23 protein-coding genes and 1 tRNA gene are annotated in these 24,628 nt (G+C 56.4%); 12 read left to right on the forward strand and 12 right to left on the reverse strand.

Features of this window, described 5'->3' with window-relative positions:
- Position 1: 1 nt before the first annotated feature.
- The 3 genes from ACXAET_RS05160 to ACXAET_RS05170 all read right to left on the reverse strand — a co-directional run bounded on the left by ACXAET_RS05160 (position 2) and on the right by ACXAET_RS05170 (position 3,051).
- Entirely contained in the window at positions 2–190 is a 189-nt protein-coding gene (locus tag ACXAET_RS05160; RefSeq protein WP_068331352.1) for a hypothetical protein, read from the reverse strand.
- Positions 191–286: 96 nt separating this feature from the next.
- Positions 287–2,176 (reverse strand): cytochrome c3 family protein, encoded by a 1,890-nt coding sequence (locus tag ACXAET_RS05165; RefSeq protein ID WP_475182110.1) that lies wholly within the window; start codon positions 2,174–2,176, stop codon positions 287–289.
- An 8-nt stretch (positions 2,177–2,184) separates the two neighbouring features.
- Positions 2,185–3,051 (reverse strand): YihY/virulence factor BrkB family protein, encoded by an 867-nt coding sequence (locus ACXAET_RS05170; protein ID WP_475182113.1) that lies wholly within the window; start codon positions 3,049–3,051, stop codon positions 2,185–2,187.
- A 126-nt stretch (positions 3,052–3,177) separates the two neighbouring features.
- On the opposite strand from ACXAET_RS05170, the gene ACXAET_RS05175 reads away from it, so the two are divergent.
- Together ACXAET_RS05175 and ACXAET_RS05180 are read left to right on the forward strand one after the other, a co-directional pair.
- A complete protein-coding gene (locus tag ACXAET_RS05175; RefSeq protein WP_475182114.1) occupies positions 3,178–4,293 on the forward strand; it encodes an AI-2E family transporter in 1,116 nt (371 codons plus the stop codon).
- Between the two features lie 3 nt (positions 4,294–4,296).
- Positions 4,297–5,403: an acetoin utilization protein AcuC gene (locus ACXAET_RS05180; RefSeq protein ID WP_475182116.1), complete on the forward strand. Its 1,107-nt coding sequence runs from the start codon at positions 4,297–4,299 to the stop codon at positions 5,401–5,403.
- A 50-nt stretch (positions 5,404–5,453) separates the two neighbouring features.
- Here ACXAET_RS05180 and ACXAET_RS05185 read toward each other — a convergent pair whose 3' ends face one another.
- Positions 5,454–6,134: a Crp/Fnr family transcriptional regulator gene (locus ACXAET_RS05185; protein WP_475182119.1), complete on the reverse strand. Its 681-nt coding sequence runs from the start codon at positions 6,132–6,134 to the stop codon at positions 5,454–5,456.
- A 196-nt stretch (positions 6,135–6,330) separates the two neighbouring features.
- Between ACXAET_RS05185 and ACXAET_RS05190 the strand changes: the two genes are divergently transcribed.
- The 3 genes from ACXAET_RS05190 (at position 6,331) to cls (ending at position 10,447) form a co-directional block, all read left to right on the forward strand.
- A complete protein-coding gene (locus ACXAET_RS05190) occupies positions 6,331–7,968 on the forward strand; it encodes an arylsulfatase (protein WP_475182121.1) in 1,638 nt (545 codons plus the stop codon).
- A gap of 68 nt (positions 7,969–8,036) precedes the next feature.
- Positions 8,037–9,011: an HAD family hydrolase gene (locus ACXAET_RS05195; RefSeq protein WP_475182123.1), complete on the forward strand. Its 975-nt coding sequence runs from the start codon at positions 8,037–8,039 to the stop codon at positions 9,009–9,011.
- Positions 9,012–9,034: 23 nt separating this feature from the next.
- Positions 9,035–10,447, forward strand: coding sequence for a cardiolipin synthase (cls, locus tag ACXAET_RS05200; RefSeq protein ID WP_475182126.1), 1,413 nt, complete (start codon positions 9,035–9,037; stop codon positions 10,445–10,447).
- Here the strand turns inward: cls and ACXAET_RS05205 are convergent.
- A complete protein-coding gene (locus ACXAET_RS05205; protein ID WP_475182128.1) occupies positions 10,444–10,776 on the reverse strand; it encodes an ion channel in 333 nt (110 codons plus the stop codon). The genes cls and ACXAET_RS05205 overlap by 4 nt on opposite strands.
- Before the next feature lie 255 nt (positions 10,777–11,031).
- Here ACXAET_RS05205 and ACXAET_RS05210 point away from each other — a divergent pair, with 255 nt between their 5' ends.
- Genes ACXAET_RS05210 through ACXAET_RS05220 form a run of 3 tightly spaced genes read left to right on the forward strand, consistent with a single transcriptional unit; the run spans position 11,032 to position 15,120 of the window.
- Positions 11,032–11,679, forward strand: a complete 648-nt coding sequence (locus ACXAET_RS05210) for an ABC transporter ATP-binding protein (protein ID WP_475182130.1) — start codon at positions 11,032–11,034, stop codon at positions 11,677–11,679.
- Complete coding sequence (locus tag ACXAET_RS05215; RefSeq protein ID WP_475182132.1) at positions 11,676–14,090, forward strand: ABC transporter permease; 2,415 nt, start codon at positions 11,676–11,678, stop codon at positions 14,088–14,090. Before ACXAET_RS05210 ends, ACXAET_RS05215 begins: the two co-directional genes overlap by 4 nt.
- Complete coding sequence (locus tag ACXAET_RS05220; protein ID WP_475182134.1) at positions 14,080–15,120, forward strand: lipocalin-like domain-containing protein; 1,041 nt, start codon at positions 14,080–14,082, stop codon at positions 15,118–15,120. The genes ACXAET_RS05215 and ACXAET_RS05220 overlap by 11 nt, the downstream gene beginning before the upstream one ends.
- Positions 15,121–15,160: 40 nt before the next feature.
- Here the strand turns inward: ACXAET_RS05220 and ACXAET_RS05225 are convergent, their stop codons facing one another.
- The 5 genes from ACXAET_RS05225 to ACXAET_RS05245 all read right to left on the reverse strand — a co-directional run bounded on the left by ACXAET_RS05225 (position 15,161) and on the right by ACXAET_RS05245 (position 21,062).
- Positions 15,161–15,592, reverse strand: coding sequence for a universal stress protein (locus ACXAET_RS05225; RefSeq protein WP_475182137.1), 432 nt, complete (start codon positions 15,590–15,592; stop codon positions 15,161–15,163).
- Positions 15,589–18,201: a TRAP transporter permease gene (locus ACXAET_RS05230; RefSeq protein ID WP_475182139.1), complete on the reverse strand. Its 2,613-nt coding sequence runs from the start codon at positions 18,199–18,201 to the stop codon at positions 15,589–15,591. The genes ACXAET_RS05225 and ACXAET_RS05230 overlap by 4 nt, the downstream gene beginning before the upstream one ends.
- A gap of 100 nt (positions 18,202–18,301) precedes the next feature.
- The gene (locus ACXAET_RS05235) at positions 18,302–19,273 is read right to left on the reverse strand and encodes a TAXI family TRAP transporter solute-binding subunit (protein WP_475182142.1); all 972 of its coding nucleotides are present in this window, start codon (positions 19,271–19,273) and stop codon (positions 18,302–18,304) included.
- A 286-nt stretch (positions 19,274–19,559) separates the two neighbouring features.
- On the reverse strand, positions 19,560–20,765 hold the full coding sequence (locus ACXAET_RS05240) for a glycosyltransferase family 2 protein (RefSeq protein ID WP_475182145.1): 1,206 nt from the start codon (positions 20,763–20,765) through the stop codon (positions 19,560–19,562).
- 211 nt (positions 20,766–20,976) lie between these two features.
- Positions 20,977–21,062, reverse strand: a tRNA-Leu gene (locus ACXAET_RS05245).
- Positions 21,063–21,207: 145 nt separating this feature from the next.
- Between ACXAET_RS05245 and ACXAET_RS05250 the strand changes: the two genes are divergently transcribed.
- Both ACXAET_RS05250 and ACXAET_RS05255 read left to right on the forward strand, forming a co-directional pair.
- Entirely contained in the window at positions 21,208–21,786 is a 579-nt protein-coding gene (locus ACXAET_RS05250) for a YqaA family protein (protein WP_475182148.1), read from the forward strand.
- Positions 21,783–22,277 (forward strand): disulfide bond formation protein B, encoded by a 495-nt coding sequence (locus ACXAET_RS05255; RefSeq protein ID WP_475182150.1) that lies wholly within the window; start codon positions 21,783–21,785, stop codon positions 22,275–22,277. Before ACXAET_RS05250 ends, ACXAET_RS05255 begins: the two co-directional genes overlap by 4 nt.
- Here the strand turns inward: ACXAET_RS05255 and ACXAET_RS05260 are convergent.
- Positions 22,247–22,834 (reverse strand): HNH endonuclease, encoded by a 588-nt coding sequence (locus ACXAET_RS05260; RefSeq protein WP_068331393.1) that lies wholly within the window; start codon positions 22,832–22,834, stop codon positions 22,247–22,249. The two genes, ACXAET_RS05255 and ACXAET_RS05260, sit on opposite strands and share 31 nt — an antisense overlap.
- A gap of 214 nt (positions 22,835–23,048) precedes the next feature.
- Here ACXAET_RS05260 and ACXAET_RS05265 point away from each other — a divergent pair, with 214 nt between their 5' ends.
- Entirely contained in the window at positions 23,049–23,654 is a 606-nt protein-coding gene (locus tag ACXAET_RS05265; protein ID WP_475182155.1) for a pseudouridine synthase, read from the forward strand.
- A gap of 31 nt (positions 23,655–23,685) precedes the next feature.
- Positions 23,686–24,111 carry a VOC family protein gene (locus tag ACXAET_RS05270; protein ID WP_475182158.1) on the forward strand — a complete coding sequence of 142 codons (426 nt, stop codon included), beginning with the start codon at positions 23,686–23,688 and terminating at the stop codon, positions 24,109–24,111.
- Between the two features lie 11 nt (positions 24,112–24,122).
- On the opposite strand, the gene ACXAET_RS05275 is transcribed toward ACXAET_RS05270, so the two are convergent.
- Entirely contained in the window at positions 24,123–24,626 is a 504-nt protein-coding gene (locus tag ACXAET_RS05275; RefSeq protein ID WP_475182160.1) for an N-acetyltransferase family protein, read from the reverse strand.
- Positions 24,627–24,628: the final 2 nt, after the last annotated feature.

Below are 24,628 nucleotides of genomic sequence, written 5' to 3' on the forward strand. Positions count from 1 at the left end.
GCTAGTCGTCAATCCAACGCCGATCACCGGTCAGGAATTGCTCGCGCAGCGAATCCGCTGCAGTACGTTGCAGCAGCAGCGCCTCACCATGGTTAATGTATTTTGGTTTTCTGGCCTGCAAATCTGCGATGCGCTGATTAAGCTTTGATGGGTTCTGCAATTGCGATGTATGGACCGGCTTCTCAGACATACGTCACCTCAGGGCCTTTTGGAGTTTCTAACTTGCCCGTGGTTAACCCAGAAATTTGCCGGGAACGTGGCGTAATCCGGGCCGCGACATGCCGTTTTATGGAAAAAGCTGCGTTTTGAGCTGCAAAAGGTTCGGATCTTTCGGCAGAATTTCCAAGCCTTCATTCAGCACGTCCCGCGCGGCTCCGGTACCGCGATTGATCTGTGCCAACTGTACCAACATCGGCCATGCCTCAACGCGTTGCGGATCAAGGGCGACGACTTCGCGGAAAGCGCGTTCAGCGGCCGGGGCGTTGCGGAACGTTAACGCCATTCCGCCCAGAACAAGATGGGTTTCAGGAAAATCCAGACGATTGGCAATTGCACCCTGCCATTCTGCCATGCTCTGCGCCACACGCATCTGCTGTTCTGGCGCCAGGACCTGAGCCGGAATGCTCAGAAACTCCTTGGCCGCCGAAATTCGAACATTCAACGTCGGGTCCGAGAGCAAAGGCTCAAGCCGTTGGACCTGATCCTGCAACACTGCCTGACGTTGTAGCGGCGCAGCATTGGCGCGCACCAAGGGGTCAGGGTCCAGCAGCAGGGGCGCGGTTTGTGCTGCGACCTCAGCCGATGCAAAGGGCTGCAATAGATAAGCAGCCGTCGCGCGCACGATGCCTGCCGCCTCAGCGTTAGTCGCAATTTCCAGCAACGCATCCGGTCCGTCGGCCTGACCAGTTGAGGCCGCATGAAACGCCGTACCGAAATGCGGTGTTCTATGCGCCGAGTCAGGGAACCACGCCGCGATCTGTTGCGCGGCCCAGGCCTGATCTTCGCCTTCGTGACAATCGGTGCAGGCGTCCTCACCCAACCCTAGATCAGGGCGCGGGATACGAAAGCTGTGATCTCGTCTTCCATCAACGCCCATATAGACGCGCTCGATCATGTGGCAGGTTTTACACTGCGCCCCTTCGCTGTCTTCCGGGTGGTGATGGTGCTGCGGAGTATCATACTCCCTACCCGTCAGGGTCGGAAAATCGGGATTGCCTGCGGGGGAGTGGCATTGCGTGCAAACGCCATTCCCCTCGGCCCTTAGCGTCGCACTGTGCGGATCATGGCAGTTCATACAACCAACACCCTGCGCATACATTTTGGATTGCAGGAACGAGCCGTAAACATAGACCTCATCCAAAATCTGCCCATCGGGGTGATATAGACCGGGGCGCAGCACTGCCAGATTATAGGCGTCGTGGTAGGAGGTCCCGGGAAGCGGGTTACCATCGCCATGCGCCTCGCGCCGGGAATGGCAGCCGGCGCATTGCTGGATTTCGGCCTCGGTCCGGCCCCTGCCCCAGCTCATGGTGAAGCCATACTCGCTCAGATCGGAAGAAATGGGTTGATCCTGTGTCCAATCGATATGAGCAGATCCGGGGCCGTGGCAGGCCTCGCACCCGACCCCGACCTCGGATTGAACCGAGCCATAGCTGCGCGTCTCGACGTCATAGTTTTTTTCGAACCCTGTGGCATGGCATTCTGCACACCGCGCGTTCCAGTTCTTGTATGGACCGGTCCAATGCAGCCCGTCATCCGGTGGAAGGTCCTGATCGGGATAAAGGTGAAACCAACGTTGGGTCTCGGTGTCCCATACCACATCGAAACTCTGCAATCGGCCGGGTTCGGTTTCGAACAGATATTGCTGCAACGGCTCAATGCCAACCACCGAGTGCACATCGTAGGGCGTTGTTGAACCGTCCTTTTCGGTCACGTGCGCTTGCAGCGCGTCGCCCGCCTTGCTGAAGTCCACCGACATACCGTCGAGTTCAGACCGGGTACCGTAAAAGTCAGCAACCACATGGCCATCTTCGACCTGTGTCCAGGCGAGGGCATGATGGGAGGTGGCCCATGCCTCGGTCTCGGCCGTATGGCACTCGACACATTGCTCCGATCCGACATAGTCAGGTGTTTGAGCGACGGTCAGAACCGGCGCCAGTGACGCAAGGACAACCACAACCGCCCTCACGCAGTGTGCCCGTCTGGATCATTCTGCATATCCATCAAAGCACCGTTATACTCAGCCCCCAGAATCAGAATCGCGGCGCAAAGATACAAGAAAATCAGCGCCGCCATCGCCCCGGCCAAGCCTGCGTAGGTTGCGCTATAGGACGCAAACTGCGCGATATAGACGGAAAACCCCCATCCACCTGCTGCCCACAGAGCTAGGGTCAATACAACTCCTGGCAGGATTTGACGCAGTTTGTGACGACCAGTCGGCAGGATCAAATGTGCAACAAGCACCACACCTATTGGTACACCAACGGTGAAGGTCCAGCGCAGACGATCCACGGACAGCCATTCAGATACATTTACATCCGTCTTCTCTGACACAAGCTGCGTATAGACGGGCACGACAACCTCAACTGCTGCAACCATCATGATGGTGATGCCGCCAGCAACCACCAGGCCCAGACAGAGCAAACGCGTTTTCCAAAAGGGCCAACTGTCTTTGTCGTGATACGCTCGGTTCATCGCCATCCGGACCGCAACCACACCATTCGAGGCGAAGAATACTGCCAGCAAACCACCCAACGTGATCACGCCCGAGCCGGATTCCTCCAGAACCGCGCGCAGTTCGGCCACGATTGGCTCGGCCACATCACTGGGCCACGCACCAAAAATCAGCTCGATCAGGTCGTTCGTGATATAGTCTTGCGACAAGGACCCGGCCAATGCCACGGTGAACAACGCAAAGGGAAACAGCGCCAACATCATCGACATGGCGACGTGGCTGCTCATGACAAAACCGCTCTTTGCGTCGAAACGGGTCAAAGCCAACCAAAGCGCCTGAACCGGGCGGCTAACGTAGGGAATCACACGCGCGTTCATAGTCAAAGCCTAGCGCGTCAGTCGTACTCAAAGAACCGGCAATCCCACGTGTTACATAATTATTCGAATACAAATCTTTGGTCGCATTGCCTAATCCGTCGTTGCCGTGCAGGATCACCCCTTCATATGAGCGTTTTTCCTAACTCGGGCCATGCGATGACACCGGACAACGACAGCACCTCAGCACCGACCACGCTCAAACTCTCAGTCGTGCGGGACGTGACGATTGTTGCGACGCTCGTTGTGCTAGGGCTCTACGCTGGCGCCACGTTTTTGATCCCGTTAACCATGGCGCTGCTGGTGAATGTTCTGATCATTGCGCTCAGCGACCGGATCAATGCATTGACCCCTATGCCGGTCTGGCTGGCCAATGCCGCGGGCGTCACAGTTGTTTTGGCAGGGCTGTTCGTCATCATGTATATTCTGGGCAGCCAGGCGACACAGTTCGCCCGGACCATCAGCACATACGAAAACCAGTTCGACGAAACGGTCAGCCGCGTGACCGGCTTCGTCGGCAATGACGTGACCACGTTCATACGCGACAACCTGATTAACATCGATATGTCTTATATCGCGCGCCTTTTGTTAGGCAGTGCAACGTCACTGCTGAATCAATTCTTCCTCATAAGCCTTTATGTCGCCTTCCTAATGGCCGAACGATTGGCCTTTCGTAAAAAACTACGGCTGGCCGCACGCGATCCCAAAACCGGGGCCGATTTTGCTGCCATACTGGATGCGATCACGTTCAGCCTGCAACGATACGTCGGGGTAAAAACCCTGATCAGCCTGATCACGGCTGGCATCAGCTATTCGGTCTTTAGGTTGCTGGGCCTCGAGTTTGCCGAAACCTGGGCCGTTCTGACGTTTGCCTTGAACTTTATTCCCTCCATTGGCTCAATCATCGCGGTGGTTTTTCCATCTCTGATCGCACTGGTTCAGTTCGAAAGTATCGTGCCGTTCCTGATTATCGTACTCGGCTGTGGCACCATTCAATTTGTGATCGGTAATTTTCTGGACCCTGCCCTGTTGGGTCGTTCGCTGAACATGTCGACCTTCCTGGTCATTCTGGCGCTTATGTTCTGGACCACGATCTGGGGGCTGATCGGAGCTTTTCTAAGCGTGCCGCTGACCGTTTGTATCCTGATCGTATTCAGTCACATTCCAGCGCTCCGCCCGGTCGCAATCATGATGTCTCTGGACGGAAGACTGGGTGATGAGACCCACTCGGAACCTTCCGGTTAGACGATGCACGCGCCCCTGTTCATCGGATCAGAGATTTATCGCAGCTCGACCTACGGATCCAAGCACCCCTTGGCGATCCCGCGCGTGTCGACCGTTATTGACCTGTGCAGGGCGCAGGGATGGCTAACGTCTTCGAACTATCGTGTCAGTCCTTGCGCAAAGCCCTCTGCGCTCATGGCATTTCACACGCCAGACTATATCGCCGCCTTGCAACAGGCCGAGAGAGAGCAGGCAGTGTCGCACGAAACGCGGCAGAAATACGCGCTGGGCACCCTATCGAATCCTGTTTTTCCTGAAATGTACCGGCGCCCCGCGACCGCTGCAGGCGGCTCGATGCTGGGTGCCGAACTGATCCGTGACAAAGGCATCGTCTACAACCCAGCAGGTGGTACGCATCATGGCCTTGCAAACCGGGCAAATGGCTTTTGCTATCTCAATGACCCGGTGCTGGCCATCCTGACCCTGCTGAATGCCGGGCTCGACCGCATTGTCTACATCGATATCGACGCCCATCATTGTGACGGGGTCGAGGCCGCCTTTCACGGGTCGACAAAAGTTCGGATGATTTCGGTTCATGAGGCGTATCGTTGGCCGTTTAGCGGAACTCTGGACAATGACGCCGGCGGGGCTGCTTTCAATCTGCCCGTCGGGCGCAATCTAAATGACGATGAGTTCTATGCGATACTCGACCAGTTGATCCTACCGGCCACGACGTCGTTCGCCCCTCAGGCCATAGTTTTGCAATGCGGTGCTGATGCCGTGGCAGAAGACCCGCTGTCACGTTTGACGCTGTCGAACAACGCCCACTGGCATGCTGTCACCCAACTCCGTGATGTGGCACCCCGTCTGCTTGTCCTGGGCGGCGGCGGGTATAACCCTTGGTCGGTCGCGCGGCTATGGACGGGCGTGTGGGCGACACTGAACAGGATCGATATTCCAGACGTCCTGAACCCCAGTGCTCAGGCTGTGCTGCGTGAACTGACATGGGACCGCGTGGCCGGGAAACAGCCGCCGCGGCACTGGTTCGAAACCTTGCGTGATGCGCCCAACCACGGGGAGATACGCTCTGAGCTGCGGAACGATCTAAAATCTCTTGCAGACCGCATTTGATTGTTGGATTGCACCGATCGCAAGCACGTCCACCTCTGACCCTCCGCCTATCAGGTCTGACAATTGGCGATCAGCGCTTGCCTGTCTTTCAGACGCACGCGCCCGTAGCCAAGTTCGATCAGACCCAAATCCGCAAGACGGTGCAAACTGCGATGTAATGTGGGTTGTGACACGGCAATCATTCCGGCCAGCTCTTCCTGGCTCACCACGATCCAATCGCCTTGTTTGCTGGTTCCTTCATCAAGATGGAGCAGCCGCAACACAAGCCTTTTTTCACTGCCGGTGACGGCCAGATTTGCCATTATTCGCAGCGCTGTCTGCATGTTTTCCTGAGTGAGCGCATAGAACTCTCGGACATAGTGCGGATTAGCTTTAACAATTTTTGCCACCCGCGAGTTGGGAAAAAACAGGGTGTCTGTTTCCTGTGTTGTTACGATGCTGACAAGGCGTGGGGCATCGGCGAACAAGGCCAAGTCACCAATCCAGAACCCCGCTCCTTCGCGGTGCAACACAAACTCCTGCCCGTCATCAGCCGGAGCGGTGATCTGAACGCCGCCGTTGAGAACGGCAAATATACCGTTTGCAGGATCACCATAATGGTAGAGCGTTTCCCAAGCGTCAAACGTCTTTGGAACCCCACAATCCAGCAAGTCCCTTTGGAAACCCTCAGGGCGACGACTGAACCACCGGCTCTCTTGCAAAAGCTTTTTGTTATTCGATTTTTCTAACATTTGTATCTTTCAATATCATCATATGATTGGTTTTCAATCCCGCTGATATCCTAAGCTATTAGTGTTCGATTCCCGGCAAGCTGAGACCGTGCCGTTTAGTTTTCGATTTTCAGAGAGCTTTTGGGCTGACTTTGCCAGCCATCAAACAAATCAATGTTCCGGGCTCATCAAGCCCATTCCAGAACAGGAGCACATCATGTCACCACCACGTCCGTTTGCAGACAGTTGGCGTACAAACCTGCGTCGCTTTGCTGTGGCTACAATCGCCGTTACGCTGGCAATTCCCGCTTGGGCGCAAGATCAAAAGCCCAACATTCTTGTTATCTGGGGTGACGACATTGGGCAGTCCAATATCTCGGCCTTCACGATGGGCATGATGGGTTACAGGACACCCAACATCGACCGAATCGCCGCAGAAGGCATGATGTTTACTGACTACTACGGTGAGCAATCCTGCACCGCGGGGCGGTCGTCCTTCATCATGGGTCAGTCGGTGTTCCGCACAGGTCTTTCGAAGGTAGGCCTGCCCGGTGCGGAAGAAGGCATGCAGGTCGAAGATCCGACCATCGCGGGCCTTCTCAAGGCCGAAGGGTATGCGACGGGACAGTTCGGCAAGAACCATCTTGGCGACCGGGATGAGCATTTGCCCACGAACCACGGCTTTGATCAGTTTTTTGGCAACCTTTATCACCTCAACGCAGAGGAAGAGCCCGAGAACGAGGATTATCCGCGTGACCTGGTGCTGCCAGACGGCGAAACCTTTGTCGAGCGCTTTGGACCGCGTGGCGTGATCCGGTCCTCGGCCAGCTATTCTGAAACAGAGATTGCGCAGAATATCGAAGACACCGGTCCGCTCGACATAGAACGGCAAAAGATTGTCGATGATGAAACCTCCGAGGCGGCCATTGCCTTCATTCGCGAGCAGACTGCGGCCGGTACACCATGGTTCGTTTGGTGGTCGGGCACTCGGATGCACTTCCGTACCCACGTTAAAGACGAGATGCGGGAAGTGGCGAATGGCCTCTACAATGGGGAAAACGCCGATGAATACACCGCCGGCATGATCGAGCATGACATGCACATCGGCGACTTCCTCAACGTGTTGGACGAACTTGGCATCGCCGACAACACCATTGTCTTCTACTCTACGGACAACGGGCCGCACATGAACACTTGGCCCGATGCGGGCATGACACCGTTCTGGGGCGAGAAGAACACTCAGTGGGAAGGTGGATGGCGTGTCCCGGCCTTTGTCCGGTGGCCCGGTCAGATCGCAGAGGGTGCTGTCACCAATGAGATCGTCCATCACATGGACTGGCTTCCGACCTTCCTCGCTGCCGCCGGCAACGAAACGATCAAGGAGGATCTGTTAGAGGGCGTCACGGTTGATGAGATGGCGGGGCGCGAATACCGCGTGCATCTCGACGGCTACAACATCCTGCCGATGCTGACCGGCGAAACCGACGAAAGCGGGCGTGACGAGATCTTCTACTTCACCGATGATGGAGATCTGGCGGCGCTGCGGTATCGTAACTGGAAGATCACCTTTCTCGAGCAGAAAGCATGGGCAACCCTGCGCGCCTGGCAGGAGCCGCTCACGCCGCTGCGTGTACCACTGATCTTCCACCTGCGTCGCGATCCCTATGAGCGCGGCTACCGGACGTCAAACACCTACAATGACTGGCTGCTCGACCGCGCCTTCATGCTGGTGCCCGCGCAGCAGTACGTCGCACAATTCCTTGCCACCTTTGCGGAGTATCCGCCACGGCAGGAAGCAGCGAGCTTCAGCCTCGACAAGGTGATGGAAAAACTGAGCTCCCCAACCAGCAACTAACAACTTTTGAGAACAAAGGGCCGCCCGTCAAAAGGTGGCCCTTTCTAGATTGATAAAAGGAGTCCCTCATGAAGGTCGCCCTTCTCGCCACTGCCGTTTTCATGGCTCCGTTCGCTGTCTTGGCCGACCCGTTGCCTAGCTGGACTGAATCGGACACGAAAACCCGCATTATCGAGTTCGTAAACGCGGTCACTGATCCGGATAGTCCCGATTATGTGACACCGGCAGACCGTATCTCTGTGTTCGACAATGACGGAACGCTATGGGCAGAACAGCCGGTGTATTTTCAGCTGACCTTCGCGATGGACCGTTTGGCCGAGTTGGCTCAGGCCGACCCTTCAATCCTGTCCAGCCCGACACTGGAAGCGGCGGCTAAGGGGAACCTGCAGGCCATCGTCGACGGCGGTCATGACGCGCTGATCGAGGTTGTCAACGCCTCTCACGCCGGTGTCAGTGTCGAGCAGTTTCAGGACTCGGTCGCGAACTGGCTCGACACCGCGCGGCATCCCGATACTGGTCTGCCCTATGACCAGATGACGTATCAGCCAATGGTCGAGCTGCTGCGCTATCTCAGAGACGAAGGGTTTCGCACCTATATAGTCTCAGGCGGTGGGCTGCATTTCATGAGAGTGTTCGCCGAGGAAGCCTATGGCATCCCCCCGGAACAGATACTTGGCACTTATACGGACACCACATATGAAACCGGTGACGGAGCCCCCGCAATTATCAAGGCACCAGGAATTGCATTTATCGACGACAAGGAAGGTAAGCCGATCAATATCGAGCGTACAATCGGACGTCGTCCTATTCTGGCTGGCGGAAATTCCGATGGCGATTTTGCAATGCTTGAATGGACGACCGCGGGCTCTGGGCCGCGTCTGGGCATTCTGGTTCACCACACAGACGCCCAGCGTGAATGGGCCTATGACCGCGAAAGCCCGATCGGAAAACTTGTCGACGGGTTGGACAAAGGCCCTGAAATGGGCTGGGTCATAGTTGATATGGCGCAAGACTGGGATCGCATCTACACTGGGGGCGAATAAGACACTCAGAGACTGATAACTTCATGTGGACATTGCTAGTTTCCGCAGCCGTCTTCTTCCTGTACCTGACGGCCGCGGTCTTTGCGATCCGGGCGGCTCAGACAGCGCGCACGCCTCAGGGTGCGGTTGGCTGGGTGGTGTTCCTGATCTCGGCGCCGTTCTTTGCGGTACCTTTCTACCTGTTTCTCGGACATCACAGATTCCGGGGGTACCGGATCGCGCGAAAGCAAAGCGAACGGGTTGTCGAAGGTATCAAGAGTTTTGCGGATTTCTCACAGCCTGATCTTACAAAGATGTCCATCAACCCCCGCCCGTTCGAAGCGCTGGCGCATTTGCCCGTATCCCGTGGCAACGGGGCTGAACTGTTGATCGACGGACAGGCCACGTTTGACGCCATATTTGATGCCATCGACGCCGCAAAAAGCTATGTCCTGATCCAATTCTATATTGTCCGCGACGATGCACTGGGCAAAAAGCTTCAGTCCAAGCTGATCGCGGCGGCCAAGCGCAACGTCTCTGTTCGTTTCATGACCGATGCGGTGGGCAGCTATGGCCTTCCAACAGCCTATCTGGACACTTTGCGCACAGCCGGGGTCGAGGTTGCCAACCCGCGCGACCGGCGTGGCCCACAGCATCGCTTTCAACTCAATTACCGCAATCACCGCAAAACCGTGATCATAGATGGCGAAATCGGGTTTATCGGGGGTCACAATGTCGGCGTCGAATATCTGGGTCAGAACAGCCATTTCGGGCATTGGCGCGATACACACCTGAAAATGACCGGCCATATCGTCCGGCAATTGCAGTTGATATTTGTCGAAGACTGGCACTGGGCACACGAAGAGGATCTGATCGACCTGCTTGATTGGGCCGGGGATGAATCCGAGCAGGACATGAATGCACTGTTGGTCGCAACGGGTCCCGGAGATGACACGGAAACCGGCGCGATGATGTTTTTCTCGGCCATCACTGCGGCCAAAAACCGAATTTGGATCGCGTCGCCTTATTTCGTGCCCGATATCGACGTCATGACAGCCTTACAACATGCCGCGCTGCGCGGTGTCGATGTGCGCCTTCTGGTGCCGGATGTGATTGATCATCGCCTGCCCTGGCTGGCCGCCTATGCCTATTTCGACGAAATCCGCGAATGCGGAGCCCGGGTGTTTCGATACACCGATGGCTTTTTGCATCAAAAGGTTTTCGTCGTCGACGATACCTTGGCTGCGGTGGGCACAACCAATTTGGACAACCGCTCATTTCGGTTGAATTTCGAAGCCATGGCATTGTTTTTCGATAAGCGCGCGGCTGATGCCGTGGACAAAATGCTGCGCGCTGATTTTGAGAAGAGTTATGAACTGACGCGCAACCTGCCCGAGCAACCCGCATACATCCGGTTCGGCTCGCCACTGGCGCGGCTATTTGCGCCGATCCTTTAAGAGATCAACTCTTCCTTGAACACCTGGGTAAACAGCGCAACCATGAATGCAGTAGACAGCCCAAAGGCCAAAAGCCCGGTGACCGACGCGAATGCCCCAAATATGCGAAGATCTTCGCCCAGCACGACGTCACCGTAGCCCAGCGTCGTGAACGTCACCAACGAGAAATACAGGGCTGTATTCCAATCCGGCAGAACGTCTCTCAGCACCCAGACAATGGCCCAGAGCCAGACCTGGAATGTATGGATCGCTACGATGAAGCCCAAGGCCATACTGATCGGCCCAGCGATGGTAAGGAACCGCTTGCTGTTCTCTAATCGAATGGACATTTGACGGACCACCTGGGTGCACCACGTCAAAAGGGCAATCTCAATCAGAAAGCAGATCCCGAGATAAATACTCCCCCATACAATCTGCTGCGTTAATGTCATAAAGCTGTACCCCGGTTCCAAAAAAGTGCGGTCACAATGGCGATTTGTCCGCAAAAGAACAAGGCTGTGACAAAGCGAAACGTGAACGCGTTGGTGCTGGACTCTGCGCTGCGGCGCTGCACATTGTGGCTTGCACCGTGCAAGGGGTTTTGAATGCTGCTGAATATCGACAAGGTCCAGAAATCCTATCCCGGCGGGCGTCCGGTTCTTCGGGATGTGTCGTTGACGCTGGACCATGGGCAGACGCTTGCGCTGACCGGCGAAAGCGGCAGTGGCAAAAGCACGCTTTTGAACCTTGCTGCCGCCTTAGACAGCGCTGACGGCGGCGAGATCACCTTGGACGGAACTGCCCTATCGCCGCTGGATGATCGAGGACGCGCTGCCTTGCGACGGCAAAGCGTGTCGTTGGTCTTTCAGCAGTTCAACTTGATCCCGTCGCTGACTGTTGGACAGAACCTGTCATTCCACGCACGACTGGCAAACCGCGAAGACACAGGTTGGAGCGCACAGCTGGCCGAAAGGCTCGGCTTAGCCGACTTGTTGACCCGCTATCCTGAAAATCTGTCCGGCGGACAGCAGCAACGCGTCGCCATCGGGCGCGCGATGGCCGTGCGACCGAAACTTCTGTTGGCGGATGAGCCAACCGGCAATCTGGAGGAAATGGCCAGTGCGAATGTACTGGACCTGATGCTCTCGCTTGTTGCGGAAACGGGGGCTGCTTTACTGCTGGTCACCCATTCACAAGACATCGCGGCGCGTCTGGATCGGCAGGCACATTTGGCTGGCGGACATATCGTATGACCTTTGCCATAGTACAGGCTCTGCTATCGCATTGGCGGCGGCATCGGCTGCAATTGGCGACGTTGTTGATTGGCATCGCACTGGCGACCGGTTTGTGGTCGGCTGTTCAGGCCATCAATGCGGAAGCTCGTGCCAGTTATCAGCGGGCAAGCGATCAGCTTGCCCTTGGCCTTTATGACACCTTGCGCGATCCGTCCGGAACAATTGCGGTTGACCGGTATGTTGCGCTTCGCCGGGCTGGATGGCAGGTTTCCGCGGTTCTGGAAGGGCCGGTACGGATTGCCGGGCGCACGGTTCAGGTGATGGGGGTCGACATGGTGACCTATCCTGCGCTTCCCGCCATGACGCAGACTGAGCAAAGCGACGCGCCCCCAGACCCATCCGATATGTTGACTGCACCCGGACGCTTGCTGGCTACACCGGAATTGGCTGAGCACCTGAAATCGCAGACTGAATTACCGCCCATCGTTGTGTCAGACGCGGTTCCGCCCGACTTAATCTTAACAGATATCGGCGTGGCCGAGACCCTGCTGAACAGGCCCCGACAGATCTCGCGGCTTGTTATTTTGCCGGATCAGCCGCGCGGCGTGCCTGCGCTGTCCGAGATCGCGCCAGACCTGCAAAGGGTCGAAGCCTCGGCCCAACTGGATACACAGCGCCTTACCGACAGCTTTCATTTGAACCTCACGGCCTTTGGCCTTCTGTCTTTTGCCGTGGGGCTGTTCATCGTCAACGGCACGGTCGGACTGGCCTTCGCACAGCGGCGCGCGATGATCCGCACGCTGCGGGCGCTGGGTGTCTCGATGCGACGGCTGGTTTGGATGATCACGGGAGAGCTGACCTTGCTAGCCTTGATCGGCGGTGCGTTGGGGTTGGTCCTTGGGTTCTTTTTGGCCGGAGCGCTTTTGCCTGACGTCGCCGCAACTCTGCGCGGGTTGTACGGCGCGCCGGTGGACGGGCAAATATCGCTGCAGCCGGAATGGGCTCTGGCGGGGCTAGGGATGGCCTTGGGGGGCACATTTCTGGCCAGCGGACATGCTTTGTTCCGCCTGTCACGGATGCCAATACTCACCGGTGCCGGAGTGCAGTCGTGGCGGAGCTCCACATCGGGTCAACGCGTCAGCTTCCTTATTGGGACGGTTCTGATTACCGGGGGCTTTGCCATCGGCTACACGGTTGAAGGGCTGGTCGCTGGATTTGCAATGGTGGGTGGTATCCTGACAGGTGCGGCACTGGTGTTGCCTTACTTCCTGACCTTAGCGCTTTCCGTTTTTCAGCGACGCGCCCGTGGACCTGTGGCCCAATGGGTTTGGGCTGACATGCAGGCACAACTGCCCGGGCTATCTCTGGCGTTGATGGCCTTGTTGCTGGCGCTGGCCGCGAATATCGGCGTTGGAACTATGGTATCAAGCTTTCGACTCACTTTTGTCGGCTGGCTGGATCAACGTCTGACGTCCGAACTGTATGTGACTGCCCGGGACGATCAGCAGGGTAAAGAGATTGCGCAGTGGCTTGGCCCTCAGGTGGATGCCATCCTGCCGATCCGCAATGTGGAGTTAACGCACGAAACCGGGCCGCTTTTCTTGTATGGCGTGGTCGATCACGAAACATATCGCGACCACTGGCCGCTCATCGCCTCATCAGACAGTGCCTGGGATCGGGTTTTGACGGATCAGGCAGTGCTAATCAACGAGCAATTGGCCCGTCGAGCGGATCTTTGGCCGGGTGACATGCTGACCCTGAGCGCAGAACACACTCTGACCATCGCGGGCGTCTATTCGGATTATGGGAACCCGACAGGTCAGGCCATCGTGTCCATGCCACAGCTTGATCTAATTGCACCGGGGGCAGAGACACGCCAGTTCGGCATACGCGTGTCACCTGAACGCGCCACCGAATTGGCACAGGCGTTGCGTGACAGGTTCGACTTGTCTCGACAGGCAGTTGTTCAACAAGCCGCCGTCAAGGCGCAGTCGCTTGCCATCTTTGACAATACCTTTGTGGTGACGTCCGCGCTGAACGTTCTGACACTTGGCGTGGCCGGGTTCGCCATTCTGACCAGCCTGTTGACGTTGTGGACTCAGCGCCTGCCGCAGATCGCTCCTGTCTGGGCGCTGGGGCTGACGCGGGCGCAACTGGCACGGCTGGAGCTTTTACGCAGCATATTGTTGGCGGCGTTGACGGCGGTTCTGGCCCTACCGCTTGGACTGGTTCTGGCTTGGGCACTGCTGGCGGTGATCAACGTGCAGGCCTTTGGCTGGCGGTTACCGATGTTTCTGTTCCCGGTGGATTGGGCCTACCTGTTCGTGCTGACCTTACTGGCTGCCGTGGTTGCTGCTGCCCTGCCCGCCCTGCGGGTCTTGCGCCTGCCGCCTGCTGATCTTTTGAGGGTGTTTGCCAATGAACGCTAGAGCTTGGCTTGTTGTAATGTTCTTGTTGCTACCCAGCACATCCTGGGCGCAGGGCTATGCTGGCTTAGGCGGGTCCGCCGATGGGTTCGACGTTCCCAAACGCGACTACCAGTTCGAATTCCCACGGGATCACGGTCCGCATCCAACATATAGGATTGAGTGGTGGTATTTGACCGCCAATCTTACCGGTGAGGACGGGCGCGACTATGGCATTCAATGGACCCTCTTCCGGTCAGCTCTGAAACCTTCCGAAGCCGAAGGCTGGCAAAGCCCGCAACTCTGGATGGGTCATGCGGCCGTAACCACACCGGAAACGCACTATTTTGCTGAACGTCTTTCACGCGGTGGAATCGGTCAGGCTGGTGTCAAGGCCGACCCGTTCGAGGCATGGATCGACGAATGGTACATGCGTGGGCCAGACCTGAATACAGTGTCCCTGTCGGCCAGCGGTGCCGAGTTTGCCTATGAACTTGACCTCACAGCACAAGGCCCACTGGTGTTTCACGGGGACGCCGGATACTCGGTCAAGTCCGCAGATGGGCAAGCCAGCTACTACTATTCCCAACCGTTCTTCGAGGTCGAAGGCGTTTTTAACCTGCCTGACGGCGATGTGGCGGTCACTGGTCACGGCTGGCTGGATCGAGAATGGTCGTCGCAACCCTTGGCCGACGATCAAACTGGTTGGGACTGGTTTTCACTGAGCTTTGACGATGGCGACAAGCTGATGGCGTTTCGTCTGCGCGGCGGGCGCGGTGATTTCACCGCCGCCACATGGATCGGCCCGGATGGCACAACGACCCCGCTGCCTAACGGGTCTGCGTCATTCACGCCGCTGAACACAACGCGCGTGGCCGGGCGCGACGTGCCGACCGAATGGCACGTCACCCTCCCCGACCATGGCTTGGACGTTGAGGTCTCTGCGATGACGCCCGACGCGTGGATGGCCACGCAATTCGAATACTGGGAGGGTCCGGTAACCGTCAAAGGCAGCCACACCGGACGAGGTTATCTTGAGATGACGGGCTATTAGAAGCCGACGTTATCACCTTTTCCAATTTAGCGGTCTGACCTTAGCGCACCACGTAAACCGATGCATTTGAATGCCGTACAACACGTGCGGCATTCGGACCAAGCAGATAATCCTTGAGGTCCGGTTTGTGCGCACCGATCACGATCAGATCGCTGTTCGCGCTTTCCGCCGTCTTCAGGATCTCGCGATACGCAGTGCCAGTAGCGACCACGTGGCGAACTTTGTCGTTTCGCTCGGCACCCAAAGCCGTAGTGCATAAATCGACAAGATGTTTATGCGCATCTTCCAGAGCTTTTTCGTGGAAATCCGGCTGGAAAAACCCGGACACCCAGCTTTCTCCAAAATCCGGCAAGACCGTCACCACATCCAGCTGGGCGCCGTCTTGATCAGCCAAGCGTGCTGCGGTCTTCAGTACATTTACGTCCACATCGCCATTGCTGATATCGACTGCACAGAGAACGGATTGCGTCATGCGGGCACCTCTTCTTGTCTGGCGGCGCGACCGCGTTGAAGGAAGGCGATCAAACCCAGTAAGATCATCGCGGGAATGTAGATCAACTGTTTGGGTGGTTGGCTGGACGGCAAGCTGACCGAGGTCAAACGCACAGCCTCGTCCCCATAGTAGTCGAAGTTGCCCAGCTCGTCGGCAACTGGCGATCCAAACATCGGCTCTTCCAGTTTGATCAAACCGTCCTCTTCAAGCAGCAGCAGACCCATTGCGTCGACTCGCGCCTCACCACCCTCTTCATTGCCAACGGTTACTATTACGGTGGTGTCCGTCATCGCAAGCGTATCAAAGTCCGGGCCACTGACGACAAGCCGAACCTCGGTTCCTAGGGGCGTTTGCCCGATCGTTTCAACAAAGGCCGACGGTTCAACCGACGCATATGGTGGGGAAATGCGATCCATGAAGTAGTCCGGTCGGAACAATGCAAAGGCCACGAAGATCAGTGCGATGCTCTCATAGATACGGCTATGGGTCAGGAAGTAGCCCATTGTTCCCGCAGTGAAGACAAGAATTGCTATTGTTGCGAATATGGCAACAATTATCCCCTCAACCCAGGTCACATCAATCAACAGAAGATCAGTGTTGAAGATGAACACAAATGGCAGGGCTACGGTCCGCAAGCTATAGAAGAAGGCCGTGAAACCGGTTCTGATCGCATCACCGCCCGAGACTGCTGCAGCGGCGAAACTTGCCAAGCCGACCGGGGGCGTCACGTCCGCCATGATGCCGAAATAGAACACGAACAAGTGAACCGCGATCAGCGGTACGATCAGCCCGCTCTGCGCACCCAGTTCGACGACCACGCCAGCCATGAGCGAACTGACTACGATGTAGTTCGCCGTGGTCGGCAGGCCCATACCCAGGATAAGGCTAAGGATACCGACCATGACCAGCATCAGGATCAGGTTGCCGCCCGAGAGGAACTCAACCAGATCGGCCATCACCTGACCCACCCCTGTCAACGTAACGGTGCCAACGATCACGCCCGCCGTTGCGGTCGCCAACGCGATCCCGATCATGTTGCGCGCACCATCAATCAAGCCCTGCCACAGGTCGACAACGCCATCGACAAAGCTGGCGCTCAGGGTGTGCTGACCGCGAAACAACGCCTTGAGCGGTTTTTGTGTCAACAGGATTACAAACAGCAAGGCCGTGGCCCAGAACGCGGACAGACCTGGCGATTTCTGTTCAATCATCAGGAAATAGACCAGCACGATGATTGGCAGCAAATAATGCAGACCGGCCTTGTAGATGTCAGCGATGACCGGCAGTTGCACCTCTTGGGCGTTTGGATCATCAGGCTCAAGATCCGGCACTTGGGCTGCCAGATACAGCAAGCCCACATAGACGGCACAAACAACAAGGCTCAGGATCACGCCAGCGGAGGACGGCGCCCAGCTTGTGACCGCCTCGACCGGGAATTGCGAGCCATAACAGAGACCGGCAAACACAAGGAAGAAGGACAGCATACCAATTACCGTACGCGCAAGATGCACATCGCGGTCACCCAGCGTGGGCATGTTCCGCTTCACCGCCTCCAGATGTACGATGTAAACCAAAGCGATGTATGAGATCGCAGCGGGCAGGAAGGCGTGCGTGATCACTTCGACATACGAAATGCCGACATATTCTACCATCAGAAAGGCCGCAGCCCCCATGACCGGCGGCATGATCTGTCCGTTTACGGACGACGCGACCTCAACCGACCCGGCCTGTTCGCTGCTAAACCCGACGCGCTTCATCAGCGGAATGGTGAATGTACCCGTTGTCACAACGTTGGCGATAGACGAGCCCGAGATCAGACCGGTTGCAGCCGAACCCACAACAGCCGCCTTGGCCGGACCGCCACGCAGGTGACCCAAGGCGCCAAAGGCCATTTTGATGAAATAGTTCCCTGCCCCGGCTTTATCGAGCAATGCGCCGAACAGCACGAACAGGAATACGAATTTCGTTGAAACACCCAAGGCGATGCCGAACACGCCCTCGGATGTGATCCACATATGGCTCATTGCCTTTTGCAGGCTGGCCCCTTTCCAGCGAATAACCTCCGGCACCCAATCGGATGACCCAAAGAATACGTAGACTAGAAAAATCGAAGCGATGATCGCCATTGCCGGGCCCAACGCGCGCCGCGCGGCCTCGAACAGCAGCAGCAGACCACCCAAAGCGACCCATTTATCCGTGTCGTCAGCAAGGCCTCCCGCTCGCACGATCTTTTCATAGAAAAAATACCCGTAAAGCGCCACAAACGCGCCGATGACACCCATGATCCAATCCTGAACAGGGATGTAGTCTCGGGGGCTGGATCTTAGTGCCGGATAGGCTGCAAAGGCCAAAAACATGGCGAATGCCAAGTGAAACTGTCGCGCATTGTTCACTACGCTGCCGGGGAGGACATAGTTCGCAACTGGTGAAGCCAAAAGAACCTGAAATATCGACCAGATCGCCGCCACGACGGCCAGAAATATCCCGACGTTCCCGACCGGATTGCGCCCGCCCGCATCAGATGAAGCCACAAGATCCTGCAGTTCTTCCTCGGAAAGTGGACGATTGGATTGTGTGTCGGAACTCATAAGATGTCTCCCCGTCGTGGCCTATTCCGGCCTTTTGGAACACCCGTTATTCTACGGGCTTGCTGCAGGGCGCCCGTGGGCACCCTGCTTTCGGTCTGGTTTACTGAATCCAGCCTTTTTCTTTGTAGTACTTCTCGGCACCCGGATGCAGCGGAGCCGACAGACCGTCTGCGATCATCTCTTCGGGCTTGAGATTGGCGAATGCCGGGTGCAGCTTTTTGAAGTCTTCAAAATTCTCGAAGACCGAGCTGACAACCGCATAAACCGCGTCTTCCGACACGTCTGCCGAGGTCACGAAGGTTGCACCAACACCAAAGGTTGCCGTGTCCCCGTCAGAGCCACGATACATACCACCGGGAATGGTTGCGGTACGGTAGAACGAGTTGTCGCTGACCAGCTTGTCAACGGCTTCACCGCTGACATTTACCAGAACCGAGTCACACGCGGTGGTAGCTTCCTGGATCGAGCCCGAGGGGTGACCCACGGTGTAAACCATAGCATCGATCTGATTGTCGCACAAAGCCGCCGATTGCTCGGCCGCTTTCAACTCGGTCGCCAGTTCGAAATCGCCGGTGGTCCAGCCAAGTTCACCCATAAGCACTTCCATGGTGCCGCGCTGACCTGAACCGGGGTTGCCGATATTGACGCGCTTGCCTTTCAGGTCTTCGAAGTTGGCGATGCCGGAATCGGCGCGGGCCACAACGGTGAACGGTTCGGGGTGAACCGAGAACACCGCGCGCAGGCCTTCGAACGGACCATCGGCCTCGAAATTCTCCGAGCTGCCGTTAAACGCGTGGTACTGCCAGTCAGACTGTGCCACACCAAATTGCAACTCACCCTCGCGGATGGTCTTGATGTTGTAGACAGAACCACCGGTCGATTCGACCGAGCAACGAACACCGTGCTCTTTGCGTCCCTTGTTTACCAGACGGCAGATTGCACCTCCGGTCGGATAATACACGCCAGTCACGCCGCCTGTGCCGATCGTGATAAATTCTTCCGCATACACTGCCGGAGCCATAAGGGCTGCGGTTACCACCGCGCCGAGGCTAAGCTTGCTGCTGTTTTTCATATTTGAGAACTCCCAATTCTTATGCTGGATGGGAGACCGCCTTACAGCCCCCCTCCAGGGACTTCGCCGGTTAAGGCAAGCGCGCGCCTGTCGCAACAGGTGCAAGCGCCGAATGTGTTAAAATCTCCCAACGTATTAAACGTTTGATTCTGAGACGGTACTTGTCAAGCCCCAGCACCGGGCCCAAAGCTCAAAGCTTCATATCTGAGGGGATTTGTGGAACTTTCCCCGTTGCGATGTGGCTGAACTCGAGCGACGGGTGTTCTTCTGGCAATGCAGCATAGTATTACTGCTGCAAGGCATTTTCTGCCTTTTCCTGTCGTACTGGTATTTCAATGATTCCAAATAGAAACGCAGCAAATGCGGATTGAATGGAGATTGCCATCAAGCTGAAACCCGCCGCTGTCAGTTTGGTCGTCAACGGGGTGTTCAAGTCGCCAAAGCCGGTCCACGCCCATTGTGCAAAGGCTATGAGGAACAATAACAGCCCCAACAGCAGCAGCCAGAAAGCAAATAACGCAATATTGTCCGTCGTCGCCCAGTTGCGCAGCACCCTGCTTGCGCCACCAACAGGCACCAACCCGTTTTTGGTGGCGATCATGCGCGCAAGGGCGCCGAAGGTCAAAAGCTGCGTCCCAACGATTGCAGTCAAACACGCCGCAAGGAACGTGTTGGTGCCGAGCCTGACTGACTCTGTGAGCTGTATGGGTCCGAACATCAAGACCAGCGCAACAACCCCGCCGATCACCGTGAACGCGAGGCCCGGGTAAAGGAAAAGCCACCTTGGGCTGTGCATCAACAGGAATTTCAGGTGCCTCCACCCATCCCGCCATGTCCTGAGATGCGGTGGCCTGCTGCGGCCGTCGGGGCGGAGCGTTGTTGGCACTTCGGCTATTTTCAGAGACTCCATGGACGACCGAACCACCATCTCGGACGCATATTCCATCCCCGAGGTATGCAGCCCCAGGCCGAGTACCGCATCGCGGCGAAACCCACGCAGACCGCAATGAAAATCACCTGTCCTGATATTGAACAGAAGACGCCCAATAAAACTGAGAACCGGATTGCCCAAGTAACGGTGTAGAAACGGCATCGCGCCTTCAGAGATGCCACCCTTGAACCGATTGCCCATCACAAGATCGTTGCCCGCGCGCAATTCCTGGATGAAGAGCTCAAGCCTGGAAAAGTCGTAACTGTCATCAGCATCGCCCATGATGACATACGTACCGCGCGCGGCTTCAATTCCGCCGGATAATGCGGCGCCGTAGCCTTTTTGCGCCACGTGAACGACCCGGGCACCCAGATTTTCGGCCATTGCTATTGACCCGTCTGTGCTGCCGTTATCCGCGATCAGTACTTCGCCCTGGATGTTTTCGCGTTCGAGAAAGTCCAAAGCCTTGCGAATACAGATCTCAATCGTTTCGGCCTCGTTCAGGCACGGCATCAAGATCGTTAATTCAAGCGCGCCTCCGCTCTGTTTACCCGGAACCATAACACAACACCAGAAGACCTAAATGAACGCATAGTAGCTTCGCAGACAGTTCTAATAAGTCAACGTTTGGTGTTTGTGGTGGGCGAATAGACTGGATAGCCAATCAATACTCAGACAACATCTCGTATTGTTTCGTATTTACGATCAAAACAAGCAAACAATTGAACAAGATCAAACAATCGGCTCAGCCGCGTCGAAAAACGATAAGATGTGGTGCCCAAGGAGAGACTCGAACTCTCACGCCCGTGAAGGCGGGGGATTTTGAATCCCCTGCGTCTACCATTCCGCCACTTGGGCCACGAACACTGCATTAGCGCCCACAGCCGGGAAGGTCCAGAGGCAAAAACCAACCTAAATACAGTTTGTTTTCACCACAGCGGTTGACGACCCACCGGGTGCGTGATTTGGCTTGATGAACGTTAAAGCAGGGTTTTAACTCCATATGTTGCGATCGCTTTATGACTGGACCATTCGTCTGGCCGAACATCCGCATGCTTTGTGGGCGTTGGCTTTTGTGGCGTTTATCGAAAGCTCGGTCTTCCCGATCCCACCTGATGTGCTGATGATTCCGATGATATTGGCCCGCCCATCACGGGCCTGGCTGATCGCAACGGTGGCATTGGTGGCCTCGGTACTGGGGGGGTTGCTGGGCTATGCCATCGGTGCGTTTTTCTACGAAAGCATCGGCCAACCCGTCTTGCAGTCCATGGGCAAAGCCCAAGCGATGGAGGCGTTCAATACCCGCTTTAACGATTTTGGGTTCTGGGCCGTCCTGACGGCTGGCGTCACGCCGTTCCCCTACAAGGTCATCACCATCATGTCCGGATGGACGGGAATGCCGTTGGGTACATTCATTGCTACATCGATACTGGCCCGGGCGTTGCGATTCTTTGCCGTGGCCGGGCTATTGTGGGGTTTTGGTGAACCGATCCGGGCCTTCATCGAGCGACGTCTGGGCCTTATGTTCACGCTGTTCATCATCTTTCTGATCGGCGGATTCTACGCGGTTAAGTTCCTATGACTCCCAGAAACACTTTGGTGCTGACCGCTATGATTGGATCCGCGGCTTTGCTGTTAGGCGCTTGGGGCTTTCAGTATCTGGGTGGGCTCGCGCCGTGCAAAATGTGCATCTGGCAGCGCTACCCGCATGGCGCGGGCATCCTGATAGGGGTTTTGGCCCTGACGCTGCCGCGTGCAAATCTTTTGCCGCTGCTGGGCGCATTGGCTGCGCTTACAACAGCGGGGATTGGCGTATTTCACGCCGGGGTCGAGCAACGATGGTGGGAAGGACCCTCCAGCTGTTCCGCCGGCGATATCGGAGGTTTGTCAGCGCAGGAACTGATGGACCAGATCATGTCTGCACCGCTGGTGCGCTGCGACGAGATACCGTGGCAGATGTTCGGGCTGTCCATGGCCGGGTGGAACGCCGTTCTTTCGAGCATTCTGGTATTGCTGTGGATTGCTGCGTGGCGCTCTGGCCGTCAAAACTCGTCCAGTTCCGCGTCCCAATAGAGAAAGTCGATCCAGCTTTCATGCAGGTGGTTCGGTGGGAATTTCCGACCGATATTTCTGAGCGCTTCGGCATCTGGTCGACGCGGCGGTTTGCGCAAGGTCATCCGAGCCTGCTTAAGCGACTTGGACCCTTTCTTCAGATTGCACGGACTGCAAGCTGCCACCACGTTTTGCCAGCTTGTAACACCGCCCGAGGCGCGCGGAACTACATGGTCAAAAGTCAAGTTATCGCGGCAACCACAGTACTGACAGCGGAATTCATCCCTCAGAAATAAATTAAAGCGCGTGAAGGCCACGCGCTTTCTGGGTTTTACATAGTCTTTCAAGACAACCACCGAAGGTATTCGAATCTCGGTGCTCGGGCTTCGGACGACTTCGTCGTATTCGGCCACAATATCCACCCTGTCCAGCCAGGCAGCTTTTATTGCCTCTTGCCACGGCCACAGCGACAACGGGTAATAAGACAGCGGGCGATAATCGGCGTTCAAAACCAGTGCCGGATGGTGCTTGAGAGCACCAGGTTCCCTGACAAATTCGGTCCTGAATTCTCCATCCATATCAGAATCGCTCCTGGCTCTGCTCTGCCCGCTTTTGACGTCAGAGCGGGCATCACCCGCCCTGTCCACAACTTAACTATATATCGTGGTAAAACTCTGACAAGCCCTGAGTTTCCACAATATCTCGCGGATTGGTTAAGGCGACTCCGTAACATCTGCGTGACAGTTATCCACAGGTTGCGTCAACAGTGTCCTTCAAGCTATGGCACCGTTCATGAGCTGGTTCATTCGATTCAACAAACCCTATGACGTCTTGCCGCAGTTCACCGACCGCGCAAACTCGGAATCACCACGCAGAACGTTGTCAGATTTTATCGACCTGCCCGGTGTCTATCCGGCCGGGCGCCTGGATCGTGACAGTGAAGGGCTGATGCTGCTGACTGACAACGGTCGGTTGCAGGCGCAGATTTCTGATCCCAAGCACAAGATGCCCAAAACCTATTGGGTGCAGGTCGAGGGTTTGCCCGATGCAGCCGCGCTGGCAGCCCTTCGAAATGGGATCGAGTTAAAGGACGGGCTATCCCGCCCCGCAAAGGTGCGATTAATTGACGAACCACTCGGGCTTTGGTCGCGAAATCCACCGATCAGGGTGCGACAGACAGTGCCCGATTGCTGGATCGAGCTGACCCTGCGCGAAGGTCGCAATCGGCAGGTACGGCGGATGACCGCGGCTGTCGGCCACCCAACCCTGCGCCTGATCCGTGCAAAGATCGGCGATTGGACGTTGGATGGTTTGGCTCCCGGCCAGTGGGATAGTCTACCTGCGCCCGAGTTGAATGTCGGGCAGCAACGAAAGCGGGACCGCCGCCCGCGCCGATGACAAAAAACGCGTCGTGTGATAGCGTTACAGCATGAAAGTTACACCTGAGACACCTGTACCCGAAGGCATTCTTGAGGCCGCGCTGTATGTCGACGACCTGGCTGCCGCAGAACGCTTTTATGGAGAGATCCTCTCACTTGAGAAAATCCAGCATGATGCCGAGCGACACGTTTTTTTTCGTGTCGGCAGTTCCGTTTTGCTGCTGTTCAATGCAGATGAAACTGAAAAGTCGCCTGGCAACACCCAGTTCCCTGTACCGCCCCACGGAGCACGGGGACCAGGCCATGTCTGTTTGATCCTTTCGCGGGAACAGATCGACGTGATGCGGAAGCACCTTTTGGATTGGAACATACCGATTGACTCGGAATTCGACTGGCCCAACGGTGCGCGCTCTCTTTATGTGCGTGATCCGTCTGGAAACTCTGTGGAGTTTGCCGAGCGGCAACTGTGGGCCTAAGCCCGGCGCGTTCAGGAAACTGTTTCTCTCTTGATGTCGAAGCGTTTTGAGATTCGATCAACCTGTGTCCCATCCGCTAGCGGAACGCCGTAAGCAACTGAATAGTCAGAAAACCCCATTTTCTCATAATACCTCAACCCCATTCCGTTATCGGCCCTAATTGTTGCGTTAATAGAAACAATTCCAATTGAGGCGGCGAATTTTGAAGTTTCCCCAAACAAAGCCCGCCCAACCCCTTTCAAGACGGGCTGACGGCGCGTGAACGTGGCGATGTCGGCCCAGCCTGCCGGAAGGGCATCATACTCGCCCAGCCACTGAAAACCGGTCACCTGACCTTGATCGTCAAGCGCAACGTGACAGCAAATCTTGCCTGAGTTTTCCAAAAAGGATTGACTGAATAATGTTTCCGTAAACGGGGTTTCAAATGCGGTTGATCCGCCGATCTGAATGATTTCGTTGAGGATTTGGCACGCGATGCTCACGTCCTCGGACATCATCGGGCGAACGGTGATCACCG

The organism is Ruegeria sp. AWH4_226, assembly GCF_056159225.1.

Coding starts and splice junctions, on each gene's coding strand:
- ACXAET_RS05265 (WP_475182155.1), top strand. CDS start 23,049: ATGAGCTGGTTCATTCGATTCAACAAACCCTATGACGTCTTGCCGCAG.
- ACXAET_RS05225 (WP_475182137.1), bottom strand. CDS start 15,592: ATGACGCAATCCGTTCTCTGTGCAGTCGATATCAGCAATGGCGATGTG.
- ACXAET_RS05205 (WP_475182128.1), bottom strand. CDS start 10,776: ATGTCCATTCGATTAGAGAACAGCAAGCGGTTCCTTACCATCGCTGGG.
- ACXAET_RS05240 (WP_475182145.1), bottom strand. CDS start 20,765: ATGGTTCCGGGTAAACAGAGCGGAGGCGCGCTTGAATTAACGATCTTG.
- ACXAET_RS05190 (WP_475182121.1), top strand. CDS start 6,331: ATGTCACCACCACGTCCGTTTGCAGACAGTTGGCGTACAAACCTGCGT.
- ACXAET_RS05270 (WP_475182158.1), top strand. CDS start 23,686: ATGAAAGTTACACCTGAGACACCTGTACCCGAAGGCATTCTTGAGGCC.
- ACXAET_RS05185 (WP_475182119.1), bottom strand. CDS start 6,134: ATGTTAGAAAAATCGAATAACAAAAAGCTTTTGCAAGAGAGCCGGTGG.
- ACXAET_RS05260 (WP_068331393.1), bottom strand. CDS start 22,834: ATGGATGGAGAATTCAGGACCGAATTTGTCAGGGAACCTGGTGCTCTC.
- ACXAET_RS05170 (WP_475182113.1), bottom strand. CDS start 3,051: ATGAACGCGCGTGTGATTCCCTACGTTAGCCGCCCGGTTCAGGCGCTT.
- ACXAET_RS05210 (WP_475182130.1), top strand. CDS start 11,032: ATGCTGCTGAATATCGACAAGGTCCAGAAATCCTATCCCGGCGGGCGT.
- ACXAET_RS05160 (WP_068331352.1), bottom strand. CDS start 190: ATGTCTGAGAAGCCGGTCCATACATCGCAATTGCAGAACCCATCAAAG.
- ACXAET_RS05250 (WP_475182148.1), top strand. CDS start 21,208: ATGTTGCGATCGCTTTATGACTGGACCATTCGTCTGGCCGAACATCCG.
- ACXAET_RS05255 (WP_475182150.1), top strand. CDS start 21,783: ATGACTCCCAGAAACACTTTGGTGCTGACCGCTATGATTGGATCCGCG.
- ACXAET_RS05230 (WP_475182139.1), bottom strand. CDS start 18,201: ATGAGTTCCGACACACAATCCAATCGTCCACTTTCCGAGGAAGAACTG.
- cls (WP_475182126.1), top strand. CDS start 9,035: ATGTGGACATTGCTAGTTTCCGCAGCCGTCTTCTTCCTGTACCTGACG.
- ACXAET_RS05235 (WP_475182142.1), bottom strand. CDS start 19,273: ATGAAAAACAGCAGCAAGCTTAGCCTCGGCGCGGTGGTAACCGCAGCC.
- ACXAET_RS05180 (WP_475182116.1), top strand. CDS start 4,297: ATGCACGCGCCCCTGTTCATCGGATCAGAGATTTATCGCAGCTCGACC.
- ACXAET_RS05215 (WP_475182132.1), top strand. CDS start 11,676: ATGACCTTTGCCATAGTACAGGCTCTGCTATCGCATTGGCGGCGGCAT.
- ACXAET_RS05220 (WP_475182134.1), top strand. CDS start 14,080: ATGAACGCTAGAGCTTGGCTTGTTGTAATGTTCTTGTTGCTACCCAGC.
- ACXAET_RS05195 (WP_475182123.1), top strand. CDS start 8,037: ATGAAGGTCGCCCTTCTCGCCACTGCCGTTTTCATGGCTCCGTTCGCT.
- ACXAET_RS05175 (WP_475182114.1), top strand. CDS start 3,178: ATGAGCGTTTTTCCTAACTCGGGCCATGCGATGACACCGGACAACGAC.